This window comes from Vibrio ponticus (assembly GCF_009938225.1).
Lineage (GTDB): Bacteria > Pseudomonadota > Gammaproteobacteria > Enterobacterales > Vibrionaceae > Vibrio > Vibrio ponticus.
On sequence record NZ_AP019657.1, the window covers coordinates 2,228,970 to 2,255,796 of the forward strand.

Here is a 26,827-nt window from a genome sequence, read left to right on the forward strand (position 1 = left end):
CAAACGCAAAGCGATCACTCTTTCTCAATTGCAGCCGTCAAAAAGCGCATTGCTTCCGAACAATCCTTTTGCTGAACCAAATAGTCGAATTGTTTTAGATTGACCGGCAAAAGCTCTATCCAACGCTGACTCACCCACGACGCATCATCAAAGAAACATTGCTCGTACAACTCACCAATTTGCGGAAACTGCAAATACACTTTCTGTAATTGTAGACTGATATAGTGTTGCTCTTCAGGGACCGACTTCACATCCCAACTGGGTAGATACTCAACCTTAGCGAATCGTAAGCCGTCTGACTCTACCCGCACCCGCTTGGTGCAAAAACGTTTGATACCTACTACAGTTATTCCCAACAGACCATCGGGCAGAGATTCGAAATCGACAATTCTGACTAATGCTCCATTGTGTGATAGTTCACCACTAGGATGACGATCATCTCGCTCATATAAACAAATGCCAAATGTCCCGTCACCTTTACTCGCTTCAGTCACTAAACGTTTGTAACGTGGCTCGAAAATTCTCAGCCGCATTTTCCCTTCAGGCAACACCACTGAGCCGAGCGGAAAAAGCATAATCTCTGACATGATACTTCCCAAATTTCTGACTCAGTTATCAATACGGGATCATGCTCATAATCGATCATTCACTGTTCATGTTGATAGTTTGACACTGCTAAAAAAACACACCAACCGATTGCGTAAACGATACCTGGCTCAAATTTTCTGCAAAAAAATGAAAAGTTCCTTCTATACTTGTTCTTTTATCCTCAAGTGTGATCGTGATCTCTCTAAATTTACATTTTTGCTGCAAATGACACTTTCATTTGAGATAAATATCAATATTATTCACCACCGAAAGCAGGCACAGCAACAGTTGTGCAACAAGAATATAAACATCATGTTTCACACTAAAGAGAGTTCACTTATGCGTAAATCACTTTTAGCTCTTGGCGTTGTAGCAGCAGTATCAGCAGTGCCAGCACAAGCAGAATACCTATTTGGTTTTGGTAGCATGTACCTAGATTACCAAAAATGGGATCACGGCTTCGGTAACGATGATTCTAACTTTGGTCAAGAAATCTCTGAACGTAACCAAGCGGTGATCGGTATCGAAGGTGGTGCTGTATTCGATTGGGGTCAAATCTACGGTTTCTACGACTACGAAGGTGTTGATCGTGCAGGTGACAACCGTGGTGCATCACTAAAAGGTACTATCCACTACAACCTAACTGATTCAGGCATCAGTCTTTACGCTCAAGTGTACAACACAGACAAAGATAAAGGTCCGACTCTACACGAACAAAACCGAGTACTTGGTCTTGGTTATACAGGACTAAAAGGTGATGGTTGGGGCTTCACACCATTTATTGGTTTCCACCAAGTGAACACTGAAGCAAACAGTGAAGGCGTTGCAATTTCTGGCTCTAACGGCGGTATGTTTGGTTACGTGGGTTACTACAATACTGACATCGCTGGTCAAAACTTCACTTTCTCAACTTGGAATGAACTGGAATTTGCACGTAACGACGAGTACGCAGCTGTTCAAAGTACAGACTTCGCATCGGGTGTGGGTTCAGAAAGCTGGGGTCTAAACGGTAGCTTGAATGCAATGTGGAATGTCACTGACCATATCTCTACTGGTGTTCTTTACCGCTACACTGTCAACAAACTAGCACGTAAAGATTACCAAGATATCCTGATCTACCGTGTTCAGTACAACTTCTAAACCAAGTTAGACAAGCAGTACAAATTGAATTTTGACTAAAAGGCACCTTCGGGTGCCTTTTTTATTTGCTTTCCCATCTCATGCCATTATCCTCTGCAACAGTATTAAGTTGGTTGCGATAACATTGTATGAATATTACGGTAGTGGGGCCCGGTGCGATTGGTTCTCTATGGGCAAGTTATCTGCATGATGCCGGGCATCATGTCTGCTTATGGAGCCGTCAAAACACAGCGGCATTAATGGTTCAACGAGATGATCATCCTGCGCAGCGATTCACCAATAATGATCCTCAGTCTCTACTGCAGGCAGATATCCTGTTGGTCACTCTCAAAGCGCCATTAGTTGAACAGGTGTTGAGTAGTATTCGACAGCATATCGCGCCAGAAGCGATCGTGATGCTCATGCATAACGGCATGGGAACAGCGGATAGCGTCAAAGCCTTAATGCCTGATAATCCGCTCGTATTAGCAACCACTACGCATGGGGCTTACCGTAAGAGTGCCAACCATGTTCTGCATACTGGACAGGGCAAAACACTCTTGGGCGCAGCGAACCACAACGGCAAACAGTGTGGATTTTTGGTTGATGTGTTTAACCATGCGCTAACTGAAGTCGCTTGGCACGATGAAATCGACCATGCGCTGTGGAACAAACTCGCGATCAATTGCGCAATAAATCCACTCACCGCAATCCATCAAATCCGCAATGGTGAATTAGCCCAAACAGAGTTTCGCGACCAACTGCAATCCATCATTAATGAAGTCTGTTGCGTGATGCAAGCGGAAGGAATTGATGCGGTAGAAGCCAATTTAACGGCTATGGTTGATCAAGTGATTCATGCCACCAGCAATAACTTCTCTTCAATGGAGCAAGATATTGCCCATCAGCGAACAAGCGAGATAGACTTTATTACAGGCTATCTTATTAAGTGCGCAAACAAACACAACATAAGTGTGCCAACCAACCATGCCTTATATAAGGCGATTAAACAGATTGAACAAAGCTGGTAACGAGGTCATAAAACGATGAGTAAAAAAGTACTGGTTCCCATCGCCACAGGTACAGAAGAGATGGAAGCGGTGACCATCATCGATATGATGGTTCGTGCTGGCTATGAAGTGGTCGTTGCGAGTGCTGAATCCGACGGAGGGCTAACTATGAAAGCCTCTCGCGGTGTTACGCTAAGTGCAGACTGCCGCTTAGTGGATATTGCCGATGATGAATTTGATGCGGTGATCTTACCTGGCGGTGTCGGTGGTTCAGAAGCATTTCGCGACAGTACTGTGTTAGTCGAAATCGTGCGCCAACAAATGTACGAAGGCAAATTAGTTGCCGCGATTTGTGCCGCCCCGGCCTTGGTACTTGCCCATCACAACCTCTATCCAGATGCATTGATGACATGCCATCCAAGTTTTGAAAGCCACATTCCGGCGAAAAACTGGCGCGTTAAACGTGTCACCTATGATGTGAACCACAATCTACTGACAAGCCAAGGTCCAGGCACCGCGCTTGAATTCGCGATGGAAGTGATCATCCGTTTATCAGGCAAAGCGCATGCATGGACAGTGGCCGAGCCGATGGTGACGATCCCGACTCTTCATTATCATGAAATAGGTGAAGCATAATGCTTGATGTTGCAGCTATTCGCCGCCAGTTTCCTGCGCTGAACCAAGACATCAATAGCCAATCACTGGTGTATCTCGACAGCGCCGCGACAACGCAGAAACCCCAAATTGTGATTGATGCTATCAGCGGATACTACAGTGCGCAAAATGCCAACGTACATCGCGGTAGCCACAGCTTAACCGCCAAAGCAACCGTGCAATTTGAAGCAGCTCGAAGCAGCGTCGCGCAATTTATTAACGCATCAAGCGAGAAAGAGATCATTTGGACACGCGGTGCAACCGAGGCGCTTAACCTTATCGCGCAAACATACGCTCGCAATACGCTGCAAGCAGGTGATGAAATCCTAATTGGCGAGATGGAGCATCACGCGAACATCGTGCCTTGGCAGATTGTCGCAGAGCAAGTTGGAGCTAAAATTGTTAAAGCGCCAATGACGCTAGATTGCCAACTTGATAGCGCTGAATTTTGCAAACTATTGAGCGAAAAAACCAAAATTGTCGCCCTTGCTCATACCACGAATGTCACTGGCACGCGCCAGCCAATTGAAAACTTGATTGATCTTGCCCATAAAGCAGGGGCGGTAGTGGTGATTGATGCCGCACAAGGCATTGTGCATGAAGCTATCGATGTCCAAGCGTTAAATGCAGACTTTTTAGTCTTCTCCGGGCACAAGATCTTTGCCCCTGCTGGGATTGGTGTGCTTTACAGCAAGCTGGAACTACTGGAAGCAATGCCGCCTTGGCACGGTGGTGGTAAGATGGTTGAAAAAGTCTCGTTTGACGGTACAACCTACAGCCAACTACCTGGCAAGTTCGAAGCGGGCACGCCTAATGTCGCCGGCGCTATCGCGTTAGCGACAGCAATTGCATGGTACAACCAATTTGAGCGCCGTCTGGTGGAACAGCATATTCATCGCTTAGTTGAGCTTACTTATCAAGCGTTGATGCAATATGACGATATTCGCGTGATTGGCTATCAAGCCAATGCCTCTGTACTCTCCTTTGTCGTCGATGGCGTGCATCACCAAGATGTCGCGACCTTACTCGATCAGCAAGGTATCGCCGTTCGTTCTGGTCATCACTGCGCCCATCCGCTAATGGATGCGCTAGGCATTACTGGCACGATTCGTATTTCTTATGCGATTTACAATGATGAGCAAGATGTAGCGCGTGTACTACAAGCCATTGATAAGTGCTTAGATATGCTTTAATGCCAGCGAAACGCTGAATAGACAAAGAGCCTCATACGAGGCTCTTTTCATTTGCAGTCGATAACTATCGAGGGCAGATTTCTGACTCAGGGAAGAAGAACGCAATCTCACGCTCAGCAGACGCTGGGCTATCTGAACCGTGTACTGAGTTATAACGCATACTCAAGGCGTAATCAGCACGAATAGTGCCGCATGCCGCTTCTTCAGGGTTGGTTTTACCCATCAGTTCACGGTAACGAGCAATCGCATCTTCTCCTTCCAACACTTGCACCATAATCGGACCAGAAGTCATAAACTCCTTCAATGCTGGGAAAAACTCTTTGCCTTCATGTTCAGCATAGAAGCCACTTGCCTGCTCATCGTTAAGATGAACCATTTTCGCTGCTACAATGCTTAAACCTGCTTTTTCAATACGGTTGTAAATTTCACCTACTAGGTTACGTTTCACCGCGTCGGGCTTAACAATAGAAAAAGTTCTTTCTAGAGCCATAAGGTATCCTTCTACTTCTCTTTTAATTATCGACTTACAGTCTAACTGCTGCTCAAGTCACTGTTTTGTTTATTGGGTCAAAATGCGAGCAAGAGTGCGCACACCCATTCCCGTTGCACCCGGTGCCAGTTTTACTGTTGCCGATTTACGGTAGGTACCAGCACAGTCGAAGTGCAACCAACCTTTTTTGTAATCATCAACAAAGAAAGACAAAAATGCCGCCGCTGTACTTGCACCAGGGCTGAAATCGCCACTGCCGATGTTCGACAAATCAGCGAAATTAGATGGCAACATTCCACGGTGGAAATCTGCCAGTGGCAGTGGCCACAGGCCTTCTTTTTCTTCACGTGCAGACGTTAGCGCTTTGTGTGATAACTCATCATCAAAGCTCATTAACGCGTGGTAATCATTGCCAAGAGCGTACTTCGCTGCGCCAGTGAGCGTCGCGCAGTCGATGATCAGCTCAGGTTTCTGTTCGCTGGCATAGATTAGACCGTCAGCCAGAACTAAGCGACCTTCCGCATCTGTGTTCATGATCTCTACTGTCTTACCATTTTTATAGGTAATGATATCGCCAAGTTTTAGCGCACGACCTGAAATCATGTTTTCAGCACAACATAAGATCAGCTTCACGCGTTTGTTCAAACCACGCATGATAGCCAGACCAAGACCACCAGTAATGGTTGCCGCACCACCCATATCAGCTTTCATTGCCGTCATAAAGTCAGATGGCTTGATGCTGTAACCACCTGAATCGAAGGTAATGCCTTTACCAACCAAACATGCGAACACTGGCGCGTTCTCATCACCGGTTGGGTTGAAGTCCAGCTGCAGCATGGCAGAAGTACGCTCTGAGCCACGACCAACGGCATAAATCCCTTCCCAACCTTCAGTTAGCAAATCTTTATCTTTAACAATGCGAGCCGTTACTGTGCCTTCTGGCGCAACGGATTTAATAAATTCAGAAGCCATGGTTGCCAACTGGCGCGGCGCCACTTCTTCTGCTGATTTGTTGATGATTTCACAAGTGAACTTTGTCGCTTTGATACGTGCTTCTAGTTCTGCTTGGTCTGCTTCATTAAGTGCAGGCCAATCGAAAGATGTACTGTTCTTAGGTTCACGGAAACCTTGATGGAAAGCCCAAACGCCCTCAAGATCCCAGCCTTCACCGGCTAGCGATACTTTTTTAATGCCTTGAGTTACGAATTGACGAGCAGCTCGCTGAATAGCGCCGAGGTCATGACCTTCACCAAGGTGGATAGTTGCGCCCTGCTCCGTAAATGAAACAATCGCTTTATCGCCCCATACTGGTGCTGCTTCGGTTTGGGTTAAAAATACCGACATCTGTGTAGACATGATTTCTCCTTGTCTGAATCTTTAGCATTGCCTGCCATCTACGCCCTGATGTTAGCATTTTGTCAGGTAAAAATGTCAATTGGATAAAAAAACGGGCCAAAAGGCCCGCTTATTTTAATAAAAACTGTTAACTCTACGAGGTTTTACCGCAGTTAATCTGCCTCGTCCATCCAGCAGAGGATCACTGCTTCAAGAATCTTCTCATTTGAACGATTTGGTTCATCGTCAAAATCTTCTATCTCTAAGATCCATTGGTGCAGATCGGTAAAACGGACTGTTTTAGGATCAACTTCTGGAAACTTATCGCAAAGCTCAATCGCGATATCGCGTGAATCGGTCCATTTCATTGCTCACTTCCTTATATTTTCGTTGAAATAACTAATTACTGAATAACTAATTACTCACTGATGACTAAACACGATACTCAGAGTAATTGCAGCGACAACTTAATCACGCCGCAGATCCAACTATAACGAGTGTTTAGTGATCTTCTGAAGCGTGGTTAAGCGTATATTTCGGGATCTCAACCACGAGATCTTCATCAGCAACGCGCGCTTGGCAACCTAAACGAGATTCCGGCTCTAGACCCCATGCTTTATCAAGCATGTCATCTTCTAGTTCATCACTTTCTTCAAGTGAGTCAAAACCTTCGCGAATGATCACGTGACAAGTGGTACAAGCACACGATTTTTCGCATGCGTGCTCAATGCCAATGCCATTTTTCAGGGCAACGTCTAGCACGCTTTCGCCAGCTTCCGCTTCTAGTACTGCACCTTCAGGGCATAGGTCTTCATGTGGTAAAACGATAATTTTAGGCATGACTTCTACTCTTAAATATCATCAACAGATTGACCTGACAACGCAGCTCGAATCGACTTATCCATACGACGTGAAGCAAACTCTTGGCTTGCCTTATCCGTCTCTTTAATTCCCATCTCAATCGCATCGGCATCATCGCCATTGCGTAGCGCAATCAATGCTTCAATTGCTTTCAGAAGGTCTTGGTTTTCTTGTGCAGACAGCAGCTCATCGCCATCCATTTGCAATGCTGCAATCAAACCTTCAATCACGCGATCAGCTTCGACACGTTGTTCAGCTAACGCACGAGCTTGCATATCTTCTTTAGCGTAGGTCATTGAGTCACGTAGCATGTTTGCCACCTCATCATCACTCAGACCGTAAGATGGTTTAACCTGAATTTCAGACTGAACACCGGTACTCTTTTCCATCGCTGTTACAGACAATAGACCATCAGCATCCACTTGATAAGTGACACGAATATGCGCAGCTCCTGCCGCCATTGGTGGAATACCTTTGAGCGAGAAACGAGCCAGTGAACGGCAATCATCAACCATCTCACGTTCACCTTGCACAATGTGTACGCTCATTGCCGTTTGACCATCTTTGAAAGTGGTAAACTCTTGTGCACGAGCAACAGGAATCGTGGTGTTGCGTGGAATGATTTTCTCAATCAAGCCACCCATGGTCTCGATACCCAACGACAGTGGGATCACATCCAGTAGTAACATTTCTGAGTCAGGTTTATTACCGACTAGAATATCGGCTTGAATACCCGCACCGATAGCAACGACTTCATCAGGGTTAATGCTCGTCAGTGGTGTGCGGTTAAAGAATTCACCCACCATTTCGCGAACCAACAAAGTACGTGTTGAACCACCGACCATAACCACTTCATTAACTTCTTCAAGTTCAACGTCGGCGTCTTTTAGCGCACGGCGACAAGACATCAACGTTTTCTTTACTAATGGACGAATCAGCGCTTCAAACTCATCGCGAGTCACTTCACCTTGCCAGCCAAAAACATCAACGGCAACCGAGTCTTGCTCTGAGAAAGCTTGTTTGGTTCTTTGTGCTACGTTTAGTAAGGTGCGATTTTGCTCCGCTGATAATGGAGCTTCTAAAGCGGTCTTCTCAAGCAAGAAATCTGCGAGTAGATGGTCAAAATCATCACCGCCAAGTGCAGAGTCACCACCGGTAGCCAGAACTTCAAACACACCTTTTGACAGACGTAGAATTGAGATATCGAATGTACCACCACCCAAGTCGTAGACTGCAATCACGCCTTCTTGACCCGAATCTAGACCATAAGCAATCGCTGCGGCTGTCGGCTCGTTAAGCAAACGCAGTACATGTAAACCCGCTAATTTTGCCGCATCTTTAGTGCCAGCACGTTGGGCATCATCAAAATACGCAGGCACGGTAATCACAACACCCGCCAATTCACCGCCTAAGGTATCTTCTGCACGCTGTTTAAGAGCAGCAAGAATATCCGATGACACTTCGATTGGGTTTTTAGCACCCGCCGCTGTTTGCAGAATCGGTAAACCGTTTTCGCTAGCGTGTAGCTGGTATGGTAAAGACGGGTAACGCTGCTGAATATCAGCCAACGAGCGACCGATTAAGCGCTTAACAGAGATGATAGTGTTAGCAGGGTCAAGCTCAGCTTGATCGAGGGCTTCTTGACCAACTTGTTTCTCTTCGCCAGTGTAGCGAACGACAGATGGCAAAATACGACGACCTTGCGCATCTTCTAACGGAGCGACGTTGCCACTGCGAGCAGAAGCAACCAATGAGTTTGTTGTTCCTAAGTCAATGCCAGCGGCAAGCTTGTGCTCATGAGGCGCTGAGCTCTGACCTGGTTCTGCAATTTGAAGTAATGCCATTGTTAGTCCTTGCTCTTGGGTTAACCGAGTAGTTTATCTTCAACTAACTCAATTTCATTTTTTAGTTTGGCAATGAATTTTAGTTTGCGAACGCCATCGGCCGCTTGTGCCCATAGCGCTTGGTTTAATTGTTCTTCCACGCTAACTAATTGCTGTTTGTACATCTTTGAGACTTTGCCATCAAAATCAAACAGCGCAGATTCAGGATCTGCACAACCCGGGATCTCTTCCAGTTCTTCTCTCAATTCCATTTGTTCCATCAAGAACATCGGATCTTGCATCGTTTGTTGCTCACCGCGAATATCCGCACCATTTTCTGACAAGATATACTCAGCACGCGAGATTGGGTGCTTAAGCACTTGATAGGCATCATTGATTTGCGCAGCTTTTTGTACCGCCATTAAACGGTCGCGTTCAGATGCAGTGGCAAAATTATCAGGATGGAAACGTTTTTGTAGTTCGCGGAATTGAGAAGAAAGAAGGCTACCATCCAGTTCAAACTGAGTTGGTAGCCCAAATAATTCAAAGTGATTCATTAAAATCTGACCCTTGGTAAAGTCTCTCCTGCTTAACGCTATCAAGCAGGAGAGCAAGAATTAAACGTTGAAGCTTTCACCGCAGCCACATTCGCCTTTTGCGTTAGGGTTATTGAATTCAAAACCTTCATTCAACCCTTGTTTAACGTAATCCAGCTCAGTGCCATCGAGATATACTAGGCTCTTCTTATCGATGATAACGTTGACACCTTTGTGTTCAAACACTTCATCTTCTTCATCGTTTACTTCATCGACAAATTCTAGGACGTAAGCCATGCCAGAACAGCCTGTCGTTTTTACTCCGAGTCGCAAACCAACGCCCTTCCCACGATTGTCTAGGAAAGCTCTCACTCGGCTTGCTGCTGCGTCTGATAATGTAATGGCCATACTGCACCTTGAATTTTGATATACCAATGAAATGGGAGCGACGCTCCCATTATTTATACGTCGATTTTACTGATGTTTTTTCTTGTAGTCAGCAACTGCTGCTTTAATTGCATCTTCCGCTAGGATAGAACAGTGAACTTTTACCGGAGGAAGTTCTAGTTCTTCTGCAATTTCAGAGTTCTTGATTGCTGCTGCTTCATCAATTGATTTGCCTTTAACCCACTCAGTCACTAGTGAGCTTGACGCAATCGCACTACCACAGCCATAAGTCTTAAACTTCGCATCTTCAATAATGCCTTCTGGCGTTACTTTGATTTGCAGTTTCATTACGTCACCACAAGCTGGTGCGCCAACCATGCCGCTACCTACTGATGGATCTTCTTTGTCAAATGAACCTACGTTGCGTGGGTTCTCATAGTGATCAATTACTTTTTCGCTATATGCCATAATATTTACCTCGAATCCTCTACATAAACTGGGAGATTAAACGATTAGTGGTGTGCCCACTCAACCGTATCCAAATCAATCCCTTCCTTGTACATATCCCATAGAGGAGACATGTCACGTAGCTTAATTACCGCTACGCGAATTTGTTCAATTGCGTAGTCCACTTCTTCTTCTGTCGTGAAACGACCAAATGAGAATCGAACTGAGCTGTGTGCTAATTCATCGTTCAGACCTAGAGCACGTAGTACATATGAAGGCTCTAGACTTGCAGAAGTACACGCACTGCCTGATGATACCGCGAGATCTTTCAGTGACATTAGCAATGACTCACCTTCTACAAACGCAAAGCTCACGTTGAGGTTATGAGGAACACGTTGCTCCAAGTCACCGTTAACTGTTACCGCTTCAAGATCTTTCACACCGTTTAGCAGACGGTTACGTAGTGCCATTGCGTGATCGTAATCTTTCTGCAGATCTTCTTTTGCGATACGGAACGCTTCACCCATACCCACAATTTGGTGAGTCGGTAGCGTACCAGAGCGGAAACCACGCTCATGACCACCGCCGTGCATTTGTGCTTCTAGACGAATGCGTGGTTTACGACGTACATACAACGCGCCGATACCTTTAGGACCGTAGATTTTGTGTGCAGATAGAGAAATCAAATCTACTTTTAGCTGTTGAACGTCGATTGGTAGCTTACCTGCTGATTGCGCTGCATCAACGTGGAAAATCACTTTACGCTCACGACACAGTTCACCTATCGCTGCGATATCTTGGATAACACCGATCTCATTGTTTACGTGCATGATAGAAACCAGCACAGTGTCATCACGCATCGCTGCTTCAAGTTTCTTCAGGTCAATCAGACCATTTGATTCAGGCTCTAGGTAAGTCACCTCGAAACCTTCGCGCTCTAGTTGACGGCATGGGTCAAGTACAGCTTTGTGTTCTGTTTTACATGTGATTACGTGCTTACCTTTCTTTGAATAGAAATGTGCAGCACCTTTAATCGCAAGGTTGTCTGACTCTGTCGCGCCTGACGTGAATACAATTTCACGTGGGTCTGCATTTAGCAGATCAGCAATTTGCTCACGAGCATTGTCGACTGCTTCTTCGGCTTGCCAACCGTAACGGTGTGAACGAGACGCTGGGTTACCAAACGTACCATCCATCGTCATGTACTGAACCATCTTTTCAGCCACTCGAGGGTCTACTGGACAAGTTGCTGAATAATCAAGATAAATCGGCAGTTTCATTCTCTACTCCAATGTACATTGCTGACCGCTTAAGAGCGGACATTTAAATCCACAGCAGCACCGAATGCAGTGCGATTTGCTAGGCCGTGGTTCACCGCAAGATCTATGTCTTGTCGGTCTGAAATTTCAATCACTTCATTGTCTTGCATAAGCTCGCCAAGAGTGATGTTGTTAAGGAAGTCACTAATGCGTGAGCTAAGATCACGCCACAATGTGTGGGTTAAGCAGCGAGTGCCGCCTTGGCAATCTCCTTTGCCATTACATTTAGTTGCATCTACAGACTCATCAACAGCAGCAATCACAGTACCAATGGCAATTGTGTGAGCTTCTGCACCAAGACGATAACCACCGCCTGGACCGCGAACACTCGCTACTAATCCTGCTTTACGCAGCTTAGAAAAAAGCTGTTCTAAGTATGAAAGCGAAATGCCTTGTCGCTCTGAAATGTCTGCTAGCGGTACAGGACTCTGCTGTGAGTGTAAAGCCACATCTAGCATAGCTGTAACCGCGTATCTTCCCTTAGATGTAAGTCTCATATAACACCATATCCACATCGTTCATGTGGTATGAAGTTTTTCATACCTGACAAAAATGGTCAAGTATTTATTTGACTAAAACAGTCAGGTATTTAACCCTGATGTTTGTGCGAGATTAACGATTGCCGATTTTTTTCTCAATCGCAGTCAATACACCACGTAGGGTATTAAGCTCTTGCAGCTCTGGACGAGCACGGCTGAATAAGCGACGTAGCTTATTCATTACCTTGTTTGGTTGGTCTGCAGAGATAAACTGGGTATCAATCATAACTTTTTCAAGGTGTGCATAGAACATTTCCAGTTCTTCATGGCGCGGATAAGCCTCTTCTGCTTGAGGCGCGAACCCTTGCTTTTCCTGTTCAAGAAAAGCAACGCGTATCTCATAAGCAATGGTTTGAACTGCCATGGCAAGATTTAGAGAACTGTATTCAGGGTTAGCTGGAATACAAACATGGTAATGGCAGGTTTGCAGTTCATCGTTGGTGAGACCGGTACGTTCGCGACCAAAAACAATCGCAACTTTACTGGTTTGTCCTTCAACAGCACACTTTTCGCCACACTCGCGAGGCTCGAGCATTGGCCACTCTAGCGTACGTGAGCGAGCACTTGAACCCACCACCAAAGCACAATCTTTTACCGCTTCTTCTAGGCTATCAACCACCTGTGCATTCAATGCAATATCACTTGCGCCGGCAGCCAAAGCGATGGCTTGACCATCTACCTCACACTCAGGTGCGACAAGCACCATGTTGTTCAATCCCATGACCTTCATAGCACGAGCGGCTGAGCCAATATTACCGGAATGAGATGTACCAACTAGGACAACTTTAACGTTGCTGAGCATGAGAAATACCTATACCAAATTAAGTGGCGAGATATTATCACATTGCAGAAAAAAATGGTTAAAGTGATTCATATTTGCTTGCCAATAGTGCAACAATTAACCACTTCCCTTTGCTTAATATTCTGTGTATACTGCGCGGCGTTTTTCTGTTCTTTAACATCCGTTGGGAAATTTTGTATGCATCCAATGCTTAATATCGCTATTCGTGCGGCACGAAAAGCTGGCAACCATATTGCTAAATCACTAGAAAATGTTGAGAAGATCGAATCTACTCAAAAAGGCACGAACGACTTTGTTACTAACGTAGACAAAGAAGCAGAAGCAATGATCATTGATACAATCAAAGCCTCTTACCCAGAGCACTGTATCGTGGCAGAAGAAAACGGTCTTATCGACGGTAAAGATAAGGACGTACAATGGATCATCGACCCACTGGATGGCACTTCTAACTTCGTTAAAGGTCTACCTCACTTCGCTGTATCTATCGCTGTTCGCATTAAAGGCAAAACAGAAGTTGCGTGTGTTTACGACCCAATGCAAAACGAGCTATTCACTGCACAACGCGGTGCTGGTGCTCAACTAAACAACGCACGTATCCGTGTGAAACAAGTTAAAGATCTACAAGGCGCTGTTCTAGCAACAGGTTTCCCATACAAACAGAAGCAACACTCAGAATCTTACTTTAAGATCCTATCTGCGCTATTCGTAGACTGTGCTGACTTCCGTCGTACTGGTTCTGCTGCGCTAGACCTATGTTACGTAGCTGCTGGTCGTGTAGACGGTTTCTTCGAGCTTGGTCTAAAACCTTGGGATATCGCGGCTGGTGAGCTAATCGCTCGTGAAGCTGGTGCTATCGTGACTGACTTTGCTGGCGGTACTGATTACATGCAATCAGGTAACGTTGTTACAGCAAGCGCACGCGGCGTTAAAGGTATTCTTAAGCATATCCGTGAAAACGGTAATGCTGCAATGCTTAAATAATCGATCGACGTTTAGTGGATTGAACAAAAGCCCTGCTCTTTGAGCAGGGCTTTTTTGTATTAGCTGATTCTGGTAAATCTAAACGTCTGTAGTTTCTGCTCTTGCCCATCTATATGAGCATAGCTATCGATTAACCATACTTTATCACCAACGAAGCTTAATTCTAAACGTACATCTTGCGATGGAATATCAGCATAAATCACATCCGTTACATTACTTGGATAGAACGAAACTTTGTTACTGCTCTGGTCCGCATCACCCACAAAATTTACCGCCACATTCTTCGCTTGGTTCTCAACCTTCATTTGATAGCCACTGTTTGGTTCATAGCTAAATGAGGCATTTAACGCTAAGCCTTGCTGATTTGATATAGAGACATCCGCTTTCGAAAGCGAAGCGAGCTGCCCTTGAGCTGAAATTTGTTGATGTTCAGTCGTCACAACATGGCTTTGAATATTCACATTCCACTCGCCAACGAAGTTTTCTAACTGCTGCCAATGCTGTTGTGTGGAGGCTTGAGTCGCGCCACTGCCAATCGTAGCTATTGCATCATTACGACTATCGTGACGTATGTTATCGCGATTGCTCTGTAAATCTTGACTAGCACCCGCAACACCGCCAGCAACACCACCGGCCACCGCTCCTTTGACGGCTAGATCTGGCTCTCCAGTCAACGCTCCCATGGTTAACCCAAGTAATGCTCCTCCTACCGCTCCTTGTTTGGTGGCCGCATTAGGGTCATCCTCTCCTGGGGTGACACAGCCAGCTAGCAAAGGGACAGCTATAAACGATGTTAAAACTAGCTTGTTGTTGAATCTCATAGGACACCTCATCTTTTGAACTGGTTGTATGGTAAATAACCACTGTCAGCAGAACTTCAGTGAATGTCAGCGCAATTTCAGAGCGACCAAGAGAAATGTTACTGGTTGTTGCGGGGAATGGATGTGGGAATTGGGAACGCTGCGCTACGGATGCGGGAACGTAGATGCGGGAGGTCGGAACGCTTCGCTACGGATTCGGGAGAAGAGCAAGAGCAAGAGCAAGGGTGTGTAGAGCTGAGAATTGAGAATCGAGAAGTACTCGTTGGAATATAATAGCAAAAGAACAGGTTAGAGATAGTTTCTTGAAAGTGAAGCGTCATAGGGATTGAGTATTCAGCCCCCCAAAACGATAGAGTTTAGAAAATACAGCACCTTAGCTGTGAATTATCTTCATTTTTCCTCTCGAAGTGAAGCATCGAAGAGGCTGAACGTTCCCGCATCTCGGAACGGAGTGTTCCAATTTCGTTTCTACTAGAAACGAAAAAGGCTCCAGCATTTCTGCTAGAGCCTTCGAATATGGCAGGGGTGGAGAGATTCGAACTCCCAACACGCGGATTTGGAATCCGCTGCTCTGCCAATTGGAGCTACACCCCTGTAGTTCGTGTTTAATGAGACGACTCTCAAATAAGTGGCGGAATGGCCGGGCTTGCGCTCAAGCGGGACTCATTCGACCGAAGGTCGAAACCTTCAAATAAGTGGCGGAGTGGACGGGACTCGAACCCGCGACCCCCGGCGTGACAGGCCGGTATTCTAACCAACTGAACTACCACTCCGCAGTGGCTTACTCGCTATAAAGCAAGTGTCCAAAATATAATCCCGATAGTGTCCTACTCTCACATGGGGAAGCCCCACACTACCATCGGCGCTACTTCGTTTCACTTCTGAGTTCGGCATGGAATCAGGTGGGTCCAAAGCGCTATGGCCATCGAGAAAAATTCTTTAATCTGGAAAGCTGATTTCTCTTATATAAAGAGTGTGTTCTCTACACAATCAAGTTTTGTTCTTTCTTTGAGTCCATCAAAACCCCTTGGGTGTTGTATGGTTAAGCCTCACGGGCAATTAGTATCAGTTAGCTCAATGCCTCACAGCACTTACACACCTGACCTATCAACGTCGTAGTCTCCGACAACCCTTTAGGATACTTAAAGTATCAGGGAGAACTCATCTCAAGGCTCGCTTCCCGCTTAGATGCTTTCAGCGGTTATCGATTCCGAACTTAGCTACCGGGCAATGCGTCTGGCGACACAACCCGAACACCAGAGGTTCGTCCACTCCGGTCCTCTCGTACTAGGAGCAGCCCCTTTCAATTCTCCAACGCCCACGGCAGATAGGGACCGAACTGTCTCACGACGTTCTAAACCCAGCTCGCGTACCACTTTAAATGGCGAACAGCCATACCCTTGGGACCGACTTCAGCCCCAGGATGTGATGAGCCGACATCGAGGTGCCAAACACCGCCGTCGATATGAACTCTTGGGCGGTATCAGCCTGTTATCCCCGGAGTACCTTTTATCCGTTGAGCGATGGCCCTTCCATTCAGAACCACCGGATCACTATGACCTGCTTTCGCACCTGCTCGAACCGTCATTCTCGCAGTTAAGCGGGCTTATGCCATTGCACTAACCTCACGATGTCCAACCGTGATTAGCCCACCTTCGTGCTCCTCCGTTACTCTTTGGGAGGAGACCGCCCCAGTCAAACTACCCACCAGGCACTGTCCGTAACCCCGATTAGGGGTCGACGTTAGAACATCAACACTACAAGGGTGGTATTTCAAGGACGGCTCCACAAATACTGGCGTACTTGCTTCAAAGCCTCCCACCTATCCTACACATGTAGGGTCAATGTTCAGTGCCAAGCTGTAGTAAAGGTTCACGGGGTCTTTCCGTCTAGCCGCGGGTACACTGCATCTTCACAGCGATTTCAATTTCACTGAGTCTCGGGTGGAGACAGCGTGGCCATCATTACGCCATTCGTGCAGGTCGGAACTTACCCGACAAGGAATTTCGCTACCTTAGGACCGTTATAGTTACGGCCGCCGTTTACCGGGGCTTCGATCAAGAGCTTCGACCGAAGTCTAACCCCATCAATTAACCTTCCGGCACCGGGCAGGCGTCACACCGTATACGTCATCTTACGATTTTGCACAGTGCTGTGTTTTTAATAAACAGTTGCAGCCACCTGGTATCTGCGACTCTCAATAGCTCCATCCGCGAGGGACTTCACCGTCAAGAGCGTACCTTCTCCCGAAGTTACGGTACCATTTTGCCTAGTTCCTTCACCCGAGTTCTCTCAAGCGCCTTGGTATTCTCTACCCGACCACCTGTGTCGGTTTGGGGTACGATTCCTTACAATCTGAAGCTTAGAGGCTTTTCCTGGAAGCATGGCATCAATGACTTCACTACCGTAGTAGCTCGACATCGTGTCTCAGCCTTAAGAGAAACCGGATTTACCTAATTTCTCAGCCTACGCACTTGAACCTGGACAACCGTCGCCAGGCCCACCTAGCCTTCTCCGTCCCCCCATCGCAATTGTAAGAAGTACGGGAATATTAACCCGTTTCCCATCGACTACGCCTTTCGGCCTCGCCTTAGGGGTCGACTTACCCTGCCCCGATTAACGTTGGACAGGAACCCTTGGTCTTCCGGCGAGGAGGTTTTTCACCCCCTTTATCGTTACTCATGTCAGCATTCGCACTTCTGATACCTCCAGCATGCTTTACAACACACCTTCAACGGCTTACAGAACGCTCCCCTACCCAATGAAGTAAACTTCATTGCCGCAGCTTCGGTTTATTACTTAGCCCCGTTACATCTTCCGCGCAGGCCGACTCGACTAGTGAGCTATTACGCTTTCTTTAAATGATGGCTGCTTCTAAGCCAACATCCTAGCTGTCTAAGCCTTCCCACATCGTTTCCCACTTAGTAATAATTTGGGACCTTAGCTGGCGGTCTGGGTTGTTTCCCTCTCCACGACGGACGTTAGCACCCGCCGTGTGTCTCCCGGATAGTACTTACTGGTATTCGGAGTTTGCAAAGGGTTGGTAAGTCGGGATGACCCCCTAGCCTTAACAGTGCTCTACCCCCAGTAGTATTCGTCCGAGGCGCTACCTAAATAGCTTTCGGGGAGAACCAGCTATCTCCAGGTTTGATTGGCCTTTCACCCCTAGCCACAAGTCATCCGCTAATTTTTCAACATTAGTCGGTTCGGTCCTCCAGTTGATGTTACTCAACCTTCAACCTGCCCATGGCTAGATCACCTGGTTTCGGGTCTATATCCAGAGACTGAACGCCCAGTTAAGACTCGGTTTCCCTACGGCTCCCCTAGATGGTTAACCTTGCCACTGAATATAAGTCGCTGACCCATTATACAAAAGGTACGCAGTCACAGGACAAAGCCTGCTCCTACTGCTTGTACGTACACGGTTTCAGGTTCTATTTCACTCCCCTCACAGGGGTTCTTTTCGCCTTTCCCTCACGGTACTGGTTCACTATCGGTCAGTCAGTAGTATTTAGCCTTGGAGGATGGTCCCCCCATATTCAGACAGGATAACACGTGTCCCGCCCTACTCGATTTCACTGAACACACATCGTCAACTACGGGACTATCACCCTGTATCGTCGGACTTTCCAGACCGTTCGTCTAACGCGTGTAAAGCTTAAGGGCTAGTCCAATTTCGCTCGCCGCTACTTTCGGAATCTCGGTTGATTTCTTTTCCTCGGGGTACTTAGATGTTTCAGTTCCCCCGGTTCGCCTCGCTACGCTATGTATTCACGTAGCGATACTAGCTTATGCTAGTGGGTTTCCCCATTCGGAAATCCCAGACTCAAGTGGCTTTTACTGCCTAATCTGGGCTTATCGCAAGTTAATACGTCCTTCATCGCCTCTGACTGCCAAGGCATCCACCGTGTACGCTTAGTCACTTAACCATACAACCCGAAGGAGTTTCGAGTTGATGTTCAAATCACCAAAGTTGTCTGCAATTTTTATACATGATGCAGACTCGATTTTGCCGGACTCAAATATGTTTTGTTTACTTAAAACAGTAAGACAAAACCCAAGAACACTTGAATGTGTTTTTGTGTATTCAATAAATGAATACTTTGAGAACTTTACAAACAACAATAAATTGTTGTTTTGTCAGCTTTCCAAATTGTTAAAGAGCATGTTTCTTTCGAAACCATTTTTAAGAACACTTAAGCAAATGCGCTTAAAGATGGTGGAGCTAAGCAGGATCGAACTGCTGACCTCCTGCGTGCAAGGCAGGCGCTCTCCCAGCTGAGCTATAGCCCCATCAGTGTGTGATACTGTGTGCCAATCTTCTTGGGAAGGAAGATTGGTGGGTCTGAGTGGACTCGAACCACCGACCTCTCGCTTATCAGGCGAACGCTCTAACCACCTGAGCTACAGACCCAGTATCGTCTCTTAAACTTTATAAACCATCAATCTGTGTGAACACTCATCGCAATAATCATCGTATAAGGAGGTGATCCAGCGCCAGGTTCCCCTAGCGCTACCTTGTTACGACTTCACCCCAGTCATGAACCACAAAGTGGTGAGCGTCCTCCCCGAAAGGTTAAACTACCCACTTCTTTTGCAGCCCACTCCCATGGTGTGACGGGCGGTGTGTACAAGGCCCGGGAACGTATTCACCGTGGCATTCTGATCCACGATTACTAGCGATTCCGACTTCATGGAGTCGAGTTGCAGACTCCAATCCGGACTACGACGTACTTTTTGGGATTCGCTCACCATCGCTGGTTGGCAGCCCTCTGTATACGCCATTGTAGCACGTGTGTAGCCCTACTCGTAAGGGCCATGATGACTTGACGTCGTCCCCACCTTCCTCCGGTTTATCACCGGCAGTCTCCCTGGAGTTCCCGACATTACTCGCTGGCAAACAAGGATAAGGGTTGCGCTCGTTGCGGGACTTAACCCAACATTTCACAACACGAGCTGACGACAGCCATGCAGCACCTGTCTCATAGTTCCCGAAGGCACCAAAGCATCTCTGCTAAGTTCTATGGATGTCAAGAGTAGGTAAGGTTCTTCGCGTTGCATCGAATTAAACCACATGCTCCACCGCTTGTGCGGGCCCCCGTCAATTCATTTGAGTTTTAATCTTGCGACCGTACTCCCCAGGCGGTCTACTTAACGCGTTAGCTCCGAAAGCCACGGCTCAAGGCCACAACCTCCAAGTAGACATCGTTTACGGCGTGGACTACCAGGGTATCTAATCCTGTTTGCTCCCCACGCTTTCGCATCTGAGTGTCAGTATCTGTCCAGGGGGCCGCCTTCGCCACCGGTATTCCTTCAGATCTCTACGCATTTCACCGCTACACCTGAAATTCTACCCCCCTCTACAGTACTCTAGTCAGCCAGTTTCAAATGCAATTCCGAGGTTGAGCCCCGGGCTTTCACATCTGACTTAACTAACCACCTGCATGCGCTTTACGCCCAGTAATTCCGATTAACGCTCGCACCCTCCGTATTACCGCGGCTGCTGGCACGGAGTTAGCCGGTGCTTCTTCTGTAGGTAACGTCAAATCCATACGCTATTAACGCATGAACCTTCCTCCCTACTGAAAGTACTTTACAACCCGAAGGCCTTCTTCATACACGCGGCATGGCTGCATCAGGCTTGCGCCCATTGTGCAATATTCCCCACTGCTGCCTCCCGTAGGAGTCTGGACCGTGTCTCAGTTCCAGTGTGGCTGATCATCCTCTCAGACCAGCTAGGGATCGTCGCCTTGGTGAGCCCTTACCTCACCAACTAGCTAATCCCACCTAGGCATATCCTGACGCGAGAGGCCCGAAGGTCCCCCTCTTTGGCCCGTAGGCATCATGCGGTATTAGCCATCGTTTCCAATGGTTATCCCCCACATCAGGGCAATTTCCTAGGCATTACTCACCCGTCCGCCGCTCGCCGCCCAACAAATCCCCCGAAGGTTCAATGTTGTCGCTGCCGCTCGACTTGCATGTGTTAGGCCTGCCGCCAGCGTTCAATCTGAGCCATGATCAAACTCTTCAATTTAAGATTTTGGTGACTCAATGAATACTGACTTCAAAACTACTAATGTAATTTTAAAGCTATTATCGTTCCAACAGAACGATAATGAATTGACTGTGCTAAGACCGAAGTCTTAATTGGTCACTCAGTTCATTGAAATCAAATTTGAAGCCTAAGCTTCTAATTGGATTATCATCAACGAGTGCCCACACAGATTGATAGGTTTATATTGTTAAAGAGCTTTGCTTTAAGCTTTCATCTCAAAGCGGACGGTCATTTTAGCGAGATAACTTTCAGTGTCAAACACTTTTTTCGTTATTTCTCTGAAAGTTAGTTTGTTAACTTTCACCGTCTTGTTGCTTCGCTAAACCGCTTGGTTTGTCGTGACAACGGAGGCGAATTATAGGGAGATAATTTTAACTGGCAATAGTTTTTTTGCGACTTTCGGTTTGTTTGCACGGATTTTAAACAAAACAGTTAAAACAGCAGCAAAAAAGGGGCTAAAAGCCCCTTTTCTCTCTACTTATGCTTACTGGTGAGCAACAATTTGGTCATTGTGCACAATCAGTTTGATGGTTTTATCCGGCACCACTCGTCCTGAAAGTATCGCTTTCGCCAACGGGTTCTCGACACTTTGTTGGATCGCGCGTTTTAGTGGTCGCGCACCGTATACTGGGTCAAAGCCAACTTGGGCAATCAAGTCCAACGCTTTCTCTGATACTTCCATATGGAAACCACGCTCTTCCATACGTTTAGATAGACGTAACAACTGAATTGCCGCAATCGACTTAATATGATCCTGACCAAGTGGATGGAAAACGACACTTTCATCAACACGGTTAAGGAACTCAGGTCTGAAGTGTTTCGTTACCACTTCCATCACTTCATTCTTAATACCTTGGTAATCTAGGGTATTAAAGTTCTCTTGAATACGTGAAGAACCGAGGTTCGACGTCATGATCACAACCGTATTGCGAAAATCAACCGTACGACCTTGACCATCCGTTAAGCGTCCATCATCCAATACTTGTAGCAAAATATTGAATACATCCGGATGCGCCTTCTCAACTTCATCTAATAGAATCACTGAGTATGGTTTACGTCGCACCGCTTCAGTTAAATAGCCACCCTCTTCATAGCCAACATAGCCTGGAGGCGCACCAACCAAGCGAGCCACAGAGTGTTTCTCCATAAACTCAGACATGTCGATCCGTACCATGGCGTCTTCACTATCAAACATAAAGTTTGCCAATGTTTTACACAGTTCGGTTTTACCCACACCGGTTGGACCTAAGAATAGGAAAGAACCAATCGGTTTATTTGGATCTGAAAGACCAGCTCGACTACGGCGAATCGCATTCGCCACCACTTCAACCGCTTCTTTCTGACCAATAACACGCTTATGCAGCACTTGCTCCATACGCAGCAACTTCTCTTTCTCTGCCTCTAACATCTTAGAAACTGGAATACCGGTTTGTTTCGACAGAACTTCGGCAATTTCTGCATCGGTCACTTTGTTACGCAGCAGCGTCATCTCTTGCATTTCAGCTTGCGTCGCTAAGTCGAGTTGTTTCTCTAGCTCAGGAATACGTCCATATTGCAGCTCTGACATACGACTTAAATCACCCGCTCGACGGGCTAACTCCATATCAAGACGCGCTTGTTCAAGTTCAGTCTTGATATGTTGCGTACCTGACAGTGCAGCTTTCTCTGTATTCCACACTTCTTCAAGCTCAGCAAAGTCACGTTCTTTCTCTTGCAGTTCTTGATTCAAAATATCTAGGCGTTTTTCACTCGCTTCATCTTGCTCGTTACTTAGCGCCTGTTGCTCGATCTTTAATTGAATGATCTTACGCTCTAGCTTATCAAGCGCTTCCGGTTTCGAGTCCATTTGCATACGAATGCTCGACGCCGCCTCATCAATAAGATCGATCGCTTTATCCGGTAATTGGCGATCAGAGACATAACGATGTGAAAGCGTTGCTGCAGCAACAATCGCCGGATCGGTAATTTCAACATGGTGGTGCAATTCATAACGCTCTTTAAGACCACGTAAGATCGCAACGGTATCTTCTACTGTTGGCTCATCCACCAGCACTTTTTGGAAACGACGCTCTAACGCAGGGTCTTTCTCCATATACTGACGGTATTCATCTAAAGTCGTCGCCCCGACACAGTGAAGTTCACCACGAGCAAGGGCTGGCTTGAGCATATTGCCCGCATCCATTGAGCCTTCGCCTTTACCTGCTCCAACCATAGTATGAATCTCATCAATAAAGAGGATGATATTGCCCTCTTCTTTAGACAGTTCATTCAGGACTGATTTTAGGCGCTCTTCAAATTCGCCTCGGTATTTAGCACCTGCGACTAATGCGCCCATGTCGAGAGACAATACGCGGCGACCACGTAAGCCTTCCGGTACTTCATTATTAATGATGCGCTGGGCAAGACCCTCAACGATCGCGGTTTTACCCACCCCAGGCTCACCGATGATAACTGGGTTATTCTTGGTACGGCGCTGCAACACTTGAATCGTTCGACGGATCTCATCATCACGACCAATCACAGGGTCCAATTTACCTTGCTCAGCTCGCTCGGTAAGATCGACAGTAAATTTCTCGAGTGCTTGGCGCATCTCTTCTGCATTTGGGTCATCGACCTTTTGACCACCTCTGATCTTATCGATAGCTTCGGTCACTTTTTGCTCGGTAATGCCAAACTCTTTCAGCAACGCGCCCAAAGGTCCACGATCTTCAATTGCCGCCAGCAAGAAAATCTCTGAAGAGATATAGGTGTCTTGGCGTTTTTGCGCCACTTTGTCACATAGGTTAAAAAGAGTGCCCATGCTGCCCGAGAGCTGAACATCACCACCAATGCCACTCACTTTCGGTAAGCGATCTAACATCTCTCCTAACTTAGAACGTAATTGAGAAACATCAACGCTTAACATCGTCAGTAGTGGGCGAATCGGGCTACCATTTTGATCCATCAGTGCCACCATCAGGTGCACAGGTTCAATATATTGATGATCACGACCTAACGCCAAAGACTGCGCGTCAGAAATAGCGATTTGGAACTTGCTAGTAAATCTGTCTAGACGCATTTCAACCTTCCTAAACTCAACTGAGGTAATTCTATTTCACTAACAAAGATGGCTACGCATGGTGTGATTTTCAAGGGCGCAAAAATGAAAAAAGGCTGACATATAGTCAACCTTATATTGTTCAGAACATCATTCAAGCCAAATCAAACTGGCTTGTCGTCCGGTCACCCCATCACGACGATAGGAGTAGAATTGTTCAGGGTCAGAGTAAGTACACATACCACTGGCGTACACTTGGCTTACGCCGAGTTTAAGCAAGCGTTGAATGGCAATTTGATCCATATTTGCCCACCATTTACCCGTAGCGCCTGTCGGTTTAAATGCACGACTCGCCTGTGCGTCAAAATCACAGAATGCTTGCAGTACATCATCACCAACTTCAAAGGCGCTCGGACCAATTGCAGGACCCAGCCAGGCAATCACCTCACCTTCAAACATCTCAACCGCATTTTCGACAATGCCATGTGCGAGCCCACGCCAACCAGCATGAACCGCAGCCACTTGTGTGCCTTGCGTGTTAGTCAGCAACACAGGCAAACAATCCGCCGTCATTGCCGAGCAAACCACGCCACGCTGCGTGGTAAATAAACCATCCGCATCAAGCGTGCTTGATGTCGGTTTATCGACAACTTCAACGCGCGTCGAATGAGTTTGATTGAGCCAAATTGGCGCACTCGGCATATCTGCAAGCTCAACCAAAACCTGACGATTTTCAAGTACCGTGGCTAATTCATCCCCAACATGGCTACCAAGGTTCAAACCTTGATATGGTGCAGCAGAGTGACCACCCAAACGTGTCGTCGAGATAGCTTTAACCTGCTTAGGCACTTTCCAGTTAGGAATAATTAGCGACATATTAGTACTCTTCTTCTAATCCGTGTTCTTGAGCATCTTGGCGCAATGCTTCTGTCATCGCCACCATATCAGCAGGTACTGGAGCGTGGAACTCTAGCTCTTCACCTGTGATTGGGTGTTCAAAACGTAGCATCACGGCGTGCAGTGCTTGACGGTCAAAACCACGGATCATCTCGGTGAGTTCTTGCGTCGCGCCTGAAGGAATACGTGCACGACCACCGTACGCTGTGTCACCTAACAGTGGATGCTGTAGGTATGACATATGCACACGGATCTGGTGAGTACGACCCGTTTCTAGACGTAGACGGATACGTGTATGCTCACGGAAGTGCTCCGCCACGCGGTAATGCGTTACAGCTGGTTTACCCATTGGGCTTACTGCCATCAAAGTACGCTTAGTCGAGTGACGACCAATCGCTTTGTCAACTTTACCGCCCGCCGTCATACGACCGATTGCAATCGCTTCATATTCACGCGTGATATTACGTTTTTGCAACGCACGTACTAAACGCGTTTGCGCTGGAACAGTCTTCGCCACCACCATCAAACCAGTGGTGTCTTTATCTAGACGGTGCACGATACCCGCACGAGGTACTTCCGCGATATCAGGGTAATGATGTAGCAATGCGTTTAGCACTGTGCCATCTGGTGTACCTGCACCTGGGTGTACCACGAAATCACGCGGCTTGTTGATTACAATGATGTCATCATCTTCATAGACGATATCCAATGGGATATCTTGCGCTTCCCAGCGCTCTTCATCTTCAAGTTCCGCTTGCAGTGTGATGACTTCGCCGCCCATCACTTTAGTACGCGGTTTGGTTACGACCTCGCCGTCAACTTGTACTTTACCCGCAAGAAGCCACTCTTTGAGTCGCGAGCGAGAGAAGTCGGCAAAAATTTCTGCGATAGCCTGGTCAAGACGTTGACCTAATTGACTATCTTTTACTGTATTGGTTAATTCAATCTGCTGAGCCATATCGAACTTTTTTAAAAACTGTGAGACTAATTGTCACTAGTATGGAAGAATATTGCTCCATTGTATCTGCTACCGAGAAGAAAGTAACGGAAGCGAGAGAATTATTTACTTCAAGGAATCGAATCCTGACATGAAACAGCATACTTTATCTGGATTATTAGCACTCAGTTTACTCGTCGGATGTACCAGCAGCGAAGAGATTGTTCCAGATGTTCCGCCATCAGAGCTTTACTCTGAAGCTCAAGTATTACTGCAGCAAGGTAGCTGGACCACCGCAATTGATAAGCTAGAAGCTCTCGATTCTCGCTACCCATTTGGCGCTTATTCAGAACAGGTACAACTTGATCTTATCTACGCATATTATAAAAACGATGACCTCGCATTAGGTCTTGCGACTATCGAGCGTTTTATTCGTTTAAACCCAACCAATGAAAAATTAGACTGGGTACTGTATATGCGTGGTCTGACTCATATGGCACAAGATCGCAACTTCATGCACGACATTTTCAATATCGATCGAAGTGATCGCGATCCAGAGCCAGTCAAATCCGCATTTGCAGATTTTAAGAAACTGCTAGAGCGCTACCCAAATAGCCCGTATGCAGAAGATGCACAAAAACGCATGATTGCACTGAAAAACCGTTTGGCTGAATATGATCTTGCAACTGCCGATTTTTATTTACGCCGCGAAGCTTGGATCGCCGCAATCAATCGCTGCCAAGAACTGCAAAAAACTTACCCGAACACAGAAGCAGCACGTAAGTCGCTAAGCATTCAACTAGAAGCTTACGAAGAGTTAGGGCTTGAAGAACCAGCGGAACGAACTCGTCAGTTAATGAAATTGAATCCAATCTAAGTTGTTATGATTATCAAAGCCGCGTTTCAACGCGGCTTTTTTATTGCTGCTATTCAATTTAACTCAACCTTGTTTACTGCCTAACAAAAGCTACCTTTAATAGAGTTACCTAAAAAGGC

22 protein-coding genes, 4 tRNA genes and 3 rRNA genes are annotated in these 26,827 nt (G+C 46.6%); 6 read left to right on the forward strand and 23 right to left on the reverse strand.

Translation table 11 applies throughout. The annotated features are described in order from the left end of the window. Positions 1 to 14 precede the first annotated feature (14 nt). Positions 15 to 587: an LON peptidase substrate-binding domain-containing protein gene (locus tag GZN30_RS09915; protein ID WP_075652158.1), complete on the reverse strand. Its 573-nt coding sequence runs from the start codon at positions 585 to 587 to the stop codon at positions 15 to 17. Between the two features lie 340 nt (positions 588 to 927). Here GZN30_RS09915 and GZN30_RS09920 point away from each other — a divergent pair, with 340 nt between their 5' ends. From GZN30_RS09920 to csdA, 4 genes are all read left to right on the forward strand, one after another. Continuing rightward, entirely contained in the window at positions 928 to 1,728 is an 801-nt protein-coding gene (locus GZN30_RS09920; protein WP_075652159.1) for an outer membrane protein OmpK, read from the forward strand. A gap of 128 nt (positions 1,729 to 1,856) precedes the next feature. Then, a complete protein-coding gene (panE, locus tag GZN30_RS09925) occupies positions 1,857 to 2,738 on the forward strand; it encodes a 2-dehydropantoate 2-reductase (protein ID WP_075652160.1) in 882 nt (293 codons plus the stop codon). 15 nt (positions 2,739 to 2,753) lie between these two features. Beyond that, complete coding sequence (locus GZN30_RS09930; RefSeq protein ID WP_075652161.1) at positions 2,754 to 3,353, forward strand: DJ-1 family glyoxalase III; 600 nt, start codon at positions 2,754 to 2,756, stop codon at positions 3,351 to 3,353. Beyond that, positions 3,353 to 4,564, forward strand: a complete 1,212-nt coding sequence (gene csdA, locus GZN30_RS09935; RefSeq protein WP_075652162.1) for a cysteine desulfurase CsdA — start codon at positions 3,353 to 3,355, stop codon at positions 4,562 to 4,564. The genes GZN30_RS09930 and csdA overlap by 1 nt, the downstream gene beginning before the upstream one ends. A gap of 64 nt (positions 4,565 to 4,628) precedes the next feature. On the opposite strand, the gene ndk is transcribed toward csdA, so the two are convergent. The 11 genes from ndk to trmJ all read right to left on the reverse strand — a co-directional run bounded on the left by ndk (position 4,629) and on the right by trmJ (position 13,103). Further along, positions 4,629 to 5,054, reverse strand: a complete 426-nt coding sequence (ndk, locus tag GZN30_RS09940) for a nucleoside-diphosphate kinase (RefSeq protein ID WP_075652163.1) — start codon at positions 5,052 to 5,054, stop codon at positions 4,629 to 4,631. Between the two features lie 69 nt (positions 5,055 to 5,123). Next, entirely contained in the window at positions 5,124 to 6,410 is a 1,287-nt protein-coding gene (pepB, locus tag GZN30_RS09945; RefSeq protein WP_075652164.1) for an aminopeptidase PepB, read from the reverse strand. 152 nt (positions 6,411 to 6,562) lie between these two features. Beyond that, on the reverse strand, positions 6,563 to 6,757 hold the full coding sequence (iscX, locus tag GZN30_RS09950; protein WP_075652165.1) for a Fe-S cluster assembly protein IscX: 195 nt from the start codon (positions 6,755 to 6,757) through the stop codon (positions 6,563 to 6,565). A 133-nt stretch (positions 6,758 to 6,890) separates the two neighbouring features. Next, a complete protein-coding gene (gene fdx, locus GZN30_RS09955) occupies positions 6,891 to 7,229 on the reverse strand; it encodes an ISC system 2Fe-2S type ferredoxin (RefSeq protein WP_075652166.1) in 339 nt (112 codons plus the stop codon). Positions 7,230 to 7,240: 11 nt separating this feature from the next. Next, positions 7,241 to 9,094: a Fe-S protein assembly chaperone HscA gene (gene hscA / locus GZN30_RS09960; protein WP_075652167.1), complete on the reverse strand. Its 1,854-nt coding sequence runs from the start codon at positions 9,092 to 9,094 to the stop codon at positions 7,241 to 7,243. 20 nt (positions 9,095 to 9,114) lie between these two features. Next, positions 9,115 to 9,630: a co-chaperone HscB gene (gene hscB / locus GZN30_RS09965; protein ID WP_075652168.1), complete on the reverse strand. Its 516-nt coding sequence runs from the start codon at positions 9,628 to 9,630 to the stop codon at positions 9,115 to 9,117. A gap of 60 nt (positions 9,631 to 9,690) precedes the next feature. Further along, entirely contained in the window at positions 9,691 to 10,017 is a 327-nt protein-coding gene (gene iscA, locus GZN30_RS09970; protein ID WP_075652169.1) for an iron-sulfur cluster assembly protein IscA, read from the reverse strand. Positions 10,018 to 10,083: 66 nt separating this feature from the next. Beyond that, positions 10,084 to 10,464 carry a Fe-S cluster assembly scaffold IscU gene (gene iscU / locus GZN30_RS09975; protein WP_005592829.1) on the reverse strand — a complete coding sequence of 127 codons (381 nt, stop codon included), beginning with the start codon at positions 10,462 to 10,464 and terminating at the stop codon, positions 10,084 to 10,086. A 44-nt stretch (positions 10,465 to 10,508) separates the two neighbouring features. Next, complete coding sequence (locus tag GZN30_RS09980) at positions 10,509 to 11,723, reverse strand: IscS subfamily cysteine desulfurase (RefSeq protein ID WP_075652170.1); 1,215 nt, start codon at positions 11,721 to 11,723, stop codon at positions 10,509 to 10,511. Between the two features lie 29 nt (positions 11,724 to 11,752). Further along, a complete protein-coding gene (gene iscR / locus GZN30_RS09985; protein ID WP_075652171.1) occupies positions 11,753 to 12,259 on the reverse strand; it encodes a Fe-S cluster assembly transcriptional regulator IscR in 507 nt (168 codons plus the stop codon). Positions 12,260 to 12,374: 115 nt separating this feature from the next. Then, a complete protein-coding gene (trmJ, locus tag GZN30_RS09990; protein WP_075652172.1) occupies positions 12,375 to 13,103 on the reverse strand; it encodes a tRNA (cytosine(32)/uridine(32)-2'-O)-methyltransferase TrmJ in 729 nt (242 codons plus the stop codon). Between the two features lie 177 nt (positions 13,104 to 13,280). Between trmJ and suhB the strand changes: the two genes are divergently transcribed. Further along, the gene (gene suhB, locus GZN30_RS09995) at positions 13,281 to 14,084 is read left to right on the forward strand and encodes an inositol-1-monophosphatase (protein WP_075652173.1); all 804 of its coding nucleotides are present in this window, start codon (positions 13,281 to 13,283) and stop codon (positions 14,082 to 14,084) included. A 59-nt stretch (positions 14,085 to 14,143) separates the two neighbouring features. On the opposite strand, the gene GZN30_RS10000 is transcribed toward suhB, so the two are convergent. The 11 genes from GZN30_RS10000 to rluD all read right to left on the reverse strand — a co-directional run bounded on the left by GZN30_RS10000 (position 14,144) and on the right by rluD (position 25,852). Continuing rightward, positions 14,144 to 14,905 (reverse strand): hypothetical protein, encoded by a 762-nt coding sequence (locus GZN30_RS10000; RefSeq protein WP_075652174.1) that lies wholly within the window; start codon positions 14,903 to 14,905, stop codon positions 14,144 to 14,146. A gap of 517 nt (positions 14,906 to 15,422) precedes the next feature. Next, positions 15,423 to 15,499 (reverse strand) — tRNA-Trp (locus GZN30_RS10005). Positions 15,500 to 15,601: 102 nt separating this feature from the next. Then, positions 15,602 to 15,678, reverse strand: a tRNA-Asp gene (locus GZN30_RS10010). Between the two features lie 41 nt (positions 15,679 to 15,719). Continuing rightward, a 5S ribosomal RNA gene (rrf, locus tag GZN30_RS10015) occupies positions 15,720 to 15,835 on the reverse strand. 108 nt (positions 15,836 to 15,943) lie between these two features. Further along, positions 15,944 to 18,834: ribosomal RNA gene (locus GZN30_RS10020) — 23S ribosomal RNA — on the reverse strand. A 288-nt stretch (positions 18,835 to 19,122) separates the two neighbouring features. After that, positions 19,123 to 19,198: transfer RNA gene (locus tag GZN30_RS10025), tRNA-Ala, on the reverse strand. A 44-nt stretch (positions 19,199 to 19,242) separates the two neighbouring features. Then, positions 19,243 to 19,319 (reverse strand) — tRNA-Ile (locus tag GZN30_RS10030). Between the two features lie 65 nt (positions 19,320 to 19,384). Continuing rightward, positions 19,385 to 20,939, reverse strand: a 16S ribosomal RNA gene (locus tag GZN30_RS10035). Together the 16S, 23S and 5S rRNA genes with 4 tRNA genes alongside form the textbook arrangement of a ribosomal RNA operon. A 505-nt stretch (positions 20,940 to 21,444) precedes the next feature. Continuing rightward, on the reverse strand, positions 21,445 to 24,018 hold the full coding sequence (gene clpB / locus GZN30_RS10040; RefSeq protein WP_075651533.1) for an ATP-dependent chaperone ClpB: 2,574 nt from the start codon (positions 24,016 to 24,018) through the stop codon (positions 21,445 to 21,447). 129 nt (positions 24,019 to 24,147) lie between these two features. After that, positions 24,148 to 24,873 (reverse strand): peptidoglycan editing factor PgeF, encoded by a 726-nt coding sequence (gene pgeF / locus GZN30_RS10045; protein ID WP_075651531.1) that lies wholly within the window; start codon positions 24,871 to 24,873, stop codon positions 24,148 to 24,150. 1 nt (position 24,874) lies between these two features. Further along, positions 24,875 to 25,852 carry a 23S rRNA pseudouridine(1911/1915/1917) synthase RluD gene (gene rluD, locus GZN30_RS10050; protein WP_075651529.1) on the reverse strand — a complete coding sequence of 326 codons (978 nt, stop codon included), beginning with the start codon at positions 25,850 to 25,852 and terminating at the stop codon, positions 24,875 to 24,877. A gap of 130 nt (positions 25,853 to 25,982) precedes the next feature. Between rluD and GZN30_RS10055 the strand changes: the two genes are divergently transcribed. Continuing rightward, on the forward strand, positions 25,983 to 26,708 hold the full coding sequence (locus GZN30_RS10055) for an outer membrane protein assembly factor BamD (protein WP_075651527.1): 726 nt from the start codon (positions 25,983 to 25,985) through the stop codon (positions 26,706 to 26,708). Positions 26,709 to 26,827: the final 119 nt, after the last annotated feature.

Excerpts from the sequence above, each read along its gene's own strand:
- GZN30_RS09915 (WP_075652158.1), bottom strand. The coding sequence starts at position 587 with ATGTCAGAGATTATGCTTTTTCCGCTCGGCTCAGTGGTGTTGCCTGAA.
- GZN30_RS09920 (WP_075652159.1), top strand. The coding sequence starts at position 928 with ATGCGTAAATCACTTTTAGCTCTTGGCGTTGTAGCAGCAGTATCAGCA.
- panE (WP_075652160.1), top strand. The coding sequence starts at position 1,857 with ATGAATATTACGGTAGTGGGGCCCGGTGCGATTGGTTCTCTATGGGCA.
- GZN30_RS09930 (WP_075652161.1), top strand. The coding sequence starts at position 2,754 with ATGAGTAAAAAAGTACTGGTTCCCATCGCCACAGGTACAGAAGAGATG.
- csdA (WP_075652162.1), top strand. The coding sequence starts at position 3,353 with ATGCTTGATGTTGCAGCTATTCGCCGCCAGTTTCCTGCGCTGAACCAA.
- ndk (WP_075652163.1), bottom strand. The coding sequence starts at position 5,054 with ATGGCTCTAGAAAGAACTTTTTCTATTGTTAAGCCCGACGCGGTGAAA.
- pepB (WP_075652164.1), bottom strand. The coding sequence starts at position 6,410 with ATGTCTACACAGATGTCGGTATTTTTAACCCAAACCGAAGCAGCACCA.
- iscX (WP_075652165.1), bottom strand. The coding sequence starts at position 6,757 with ATGAAATGGACCGATTCACGCGATATCGCGATTGAGCTTTGCGATAAG.
- fdx (WP_075652166.1), bottom strand. The coding sequence starts at position 7,229 with ATGCCTAAAATTATCGTTTTACCACATGAAGACCTATGCCCTGAAGGT.
- hscA (WP_075652167.1), bottom strand. The coding sequence starts at position 9,094 with ATGGCATTACTTCAAATTGCAGAACCAGGTCAGAGCTCAGCGCCTCAT.
- hscB (WP_075652168.1), bottom strand. The coding sequence starts at position 9,630 with ATGAATCACTTTGAATTATTTGGGCTACCAACTCAGTTTGAACTGGAT.
- iscA (WP_075652169.1), bottom strand. The coding sequence starts at position 10,017 with ATGGCCATTACATTATCAGACGCAGCAGCAAGCCGAGTGAGAGCTTTC.
- iscU (WP_005592829.1), bottom strand. The coding sequence starts at position 10,464 with ATGGCATATAGCGAAAAAGTAATTGATCACTATGAGAACCCACGCAAC.
- GZN30_RS09980 (WP_075652170.1), bottom strand. The coding sequence starts at position 11,723 with ATGAAACTGCCGATTTATCTTGATTATTCAGCAACTTGTCCAGTAGAC.
- iscR (WP_075652171.1), bottom strand. The coding sequence starts at position 12,259 with ATGAGACTTACATCTAAGGGAAGATACGCGGTTACAGCTATGCTAGAT.
- trmJ (WP_075652172.1), bottom strand. The coding sequence starts at position 13,103 with ATGCTCAGCAACGTTAAAGTTGTCCTAGTTGGTACATCTCATTCCGGT.
- suhB (WP_075652173.1), top strand. The coding sequence starts at position 13,281 with ATGCATCCAATGCTTAATATCGCTATTCGTGCGGCACGAAAAGCTGGC.
- GZN30_RS10000 (WP_075652174.1), bottom strand. The coding sequence starts at position 14,905 with ATGAGATTCAACAACAAGCTAGTTTTAACATCGTTTATAGCTGTCCCT.
- clpB (WP_075651533.1), bottom strand. The coding sequence starts at position 24,018 with ATGCGTCTAGACAGATTTACTAGCAAGTTCCAAATCGCTATTTCTGAC.
- pgeF (WP_075651531.1), bottom strand. The coding sequence starts at position 24,873 with ATGTCGCTAATTATTCCTAACTGGAAAGTGCCTAAGCAGGTTAAAGCT.
- rluD (WP_075651529.1), bottom strand. The coding sequence starts at position 25,852 with ATGGCTCAGCAGATTGAATTAACCAATACAGTAAAAGATAGTCAATTA.
- GZN30_RS10055 (WP_075651527.1), top strand. The coding sequence starts at position 25,983 with ATGAAACAGCATACTTTATCTGGATTATTAGCACTCAGTTTACTCGTC.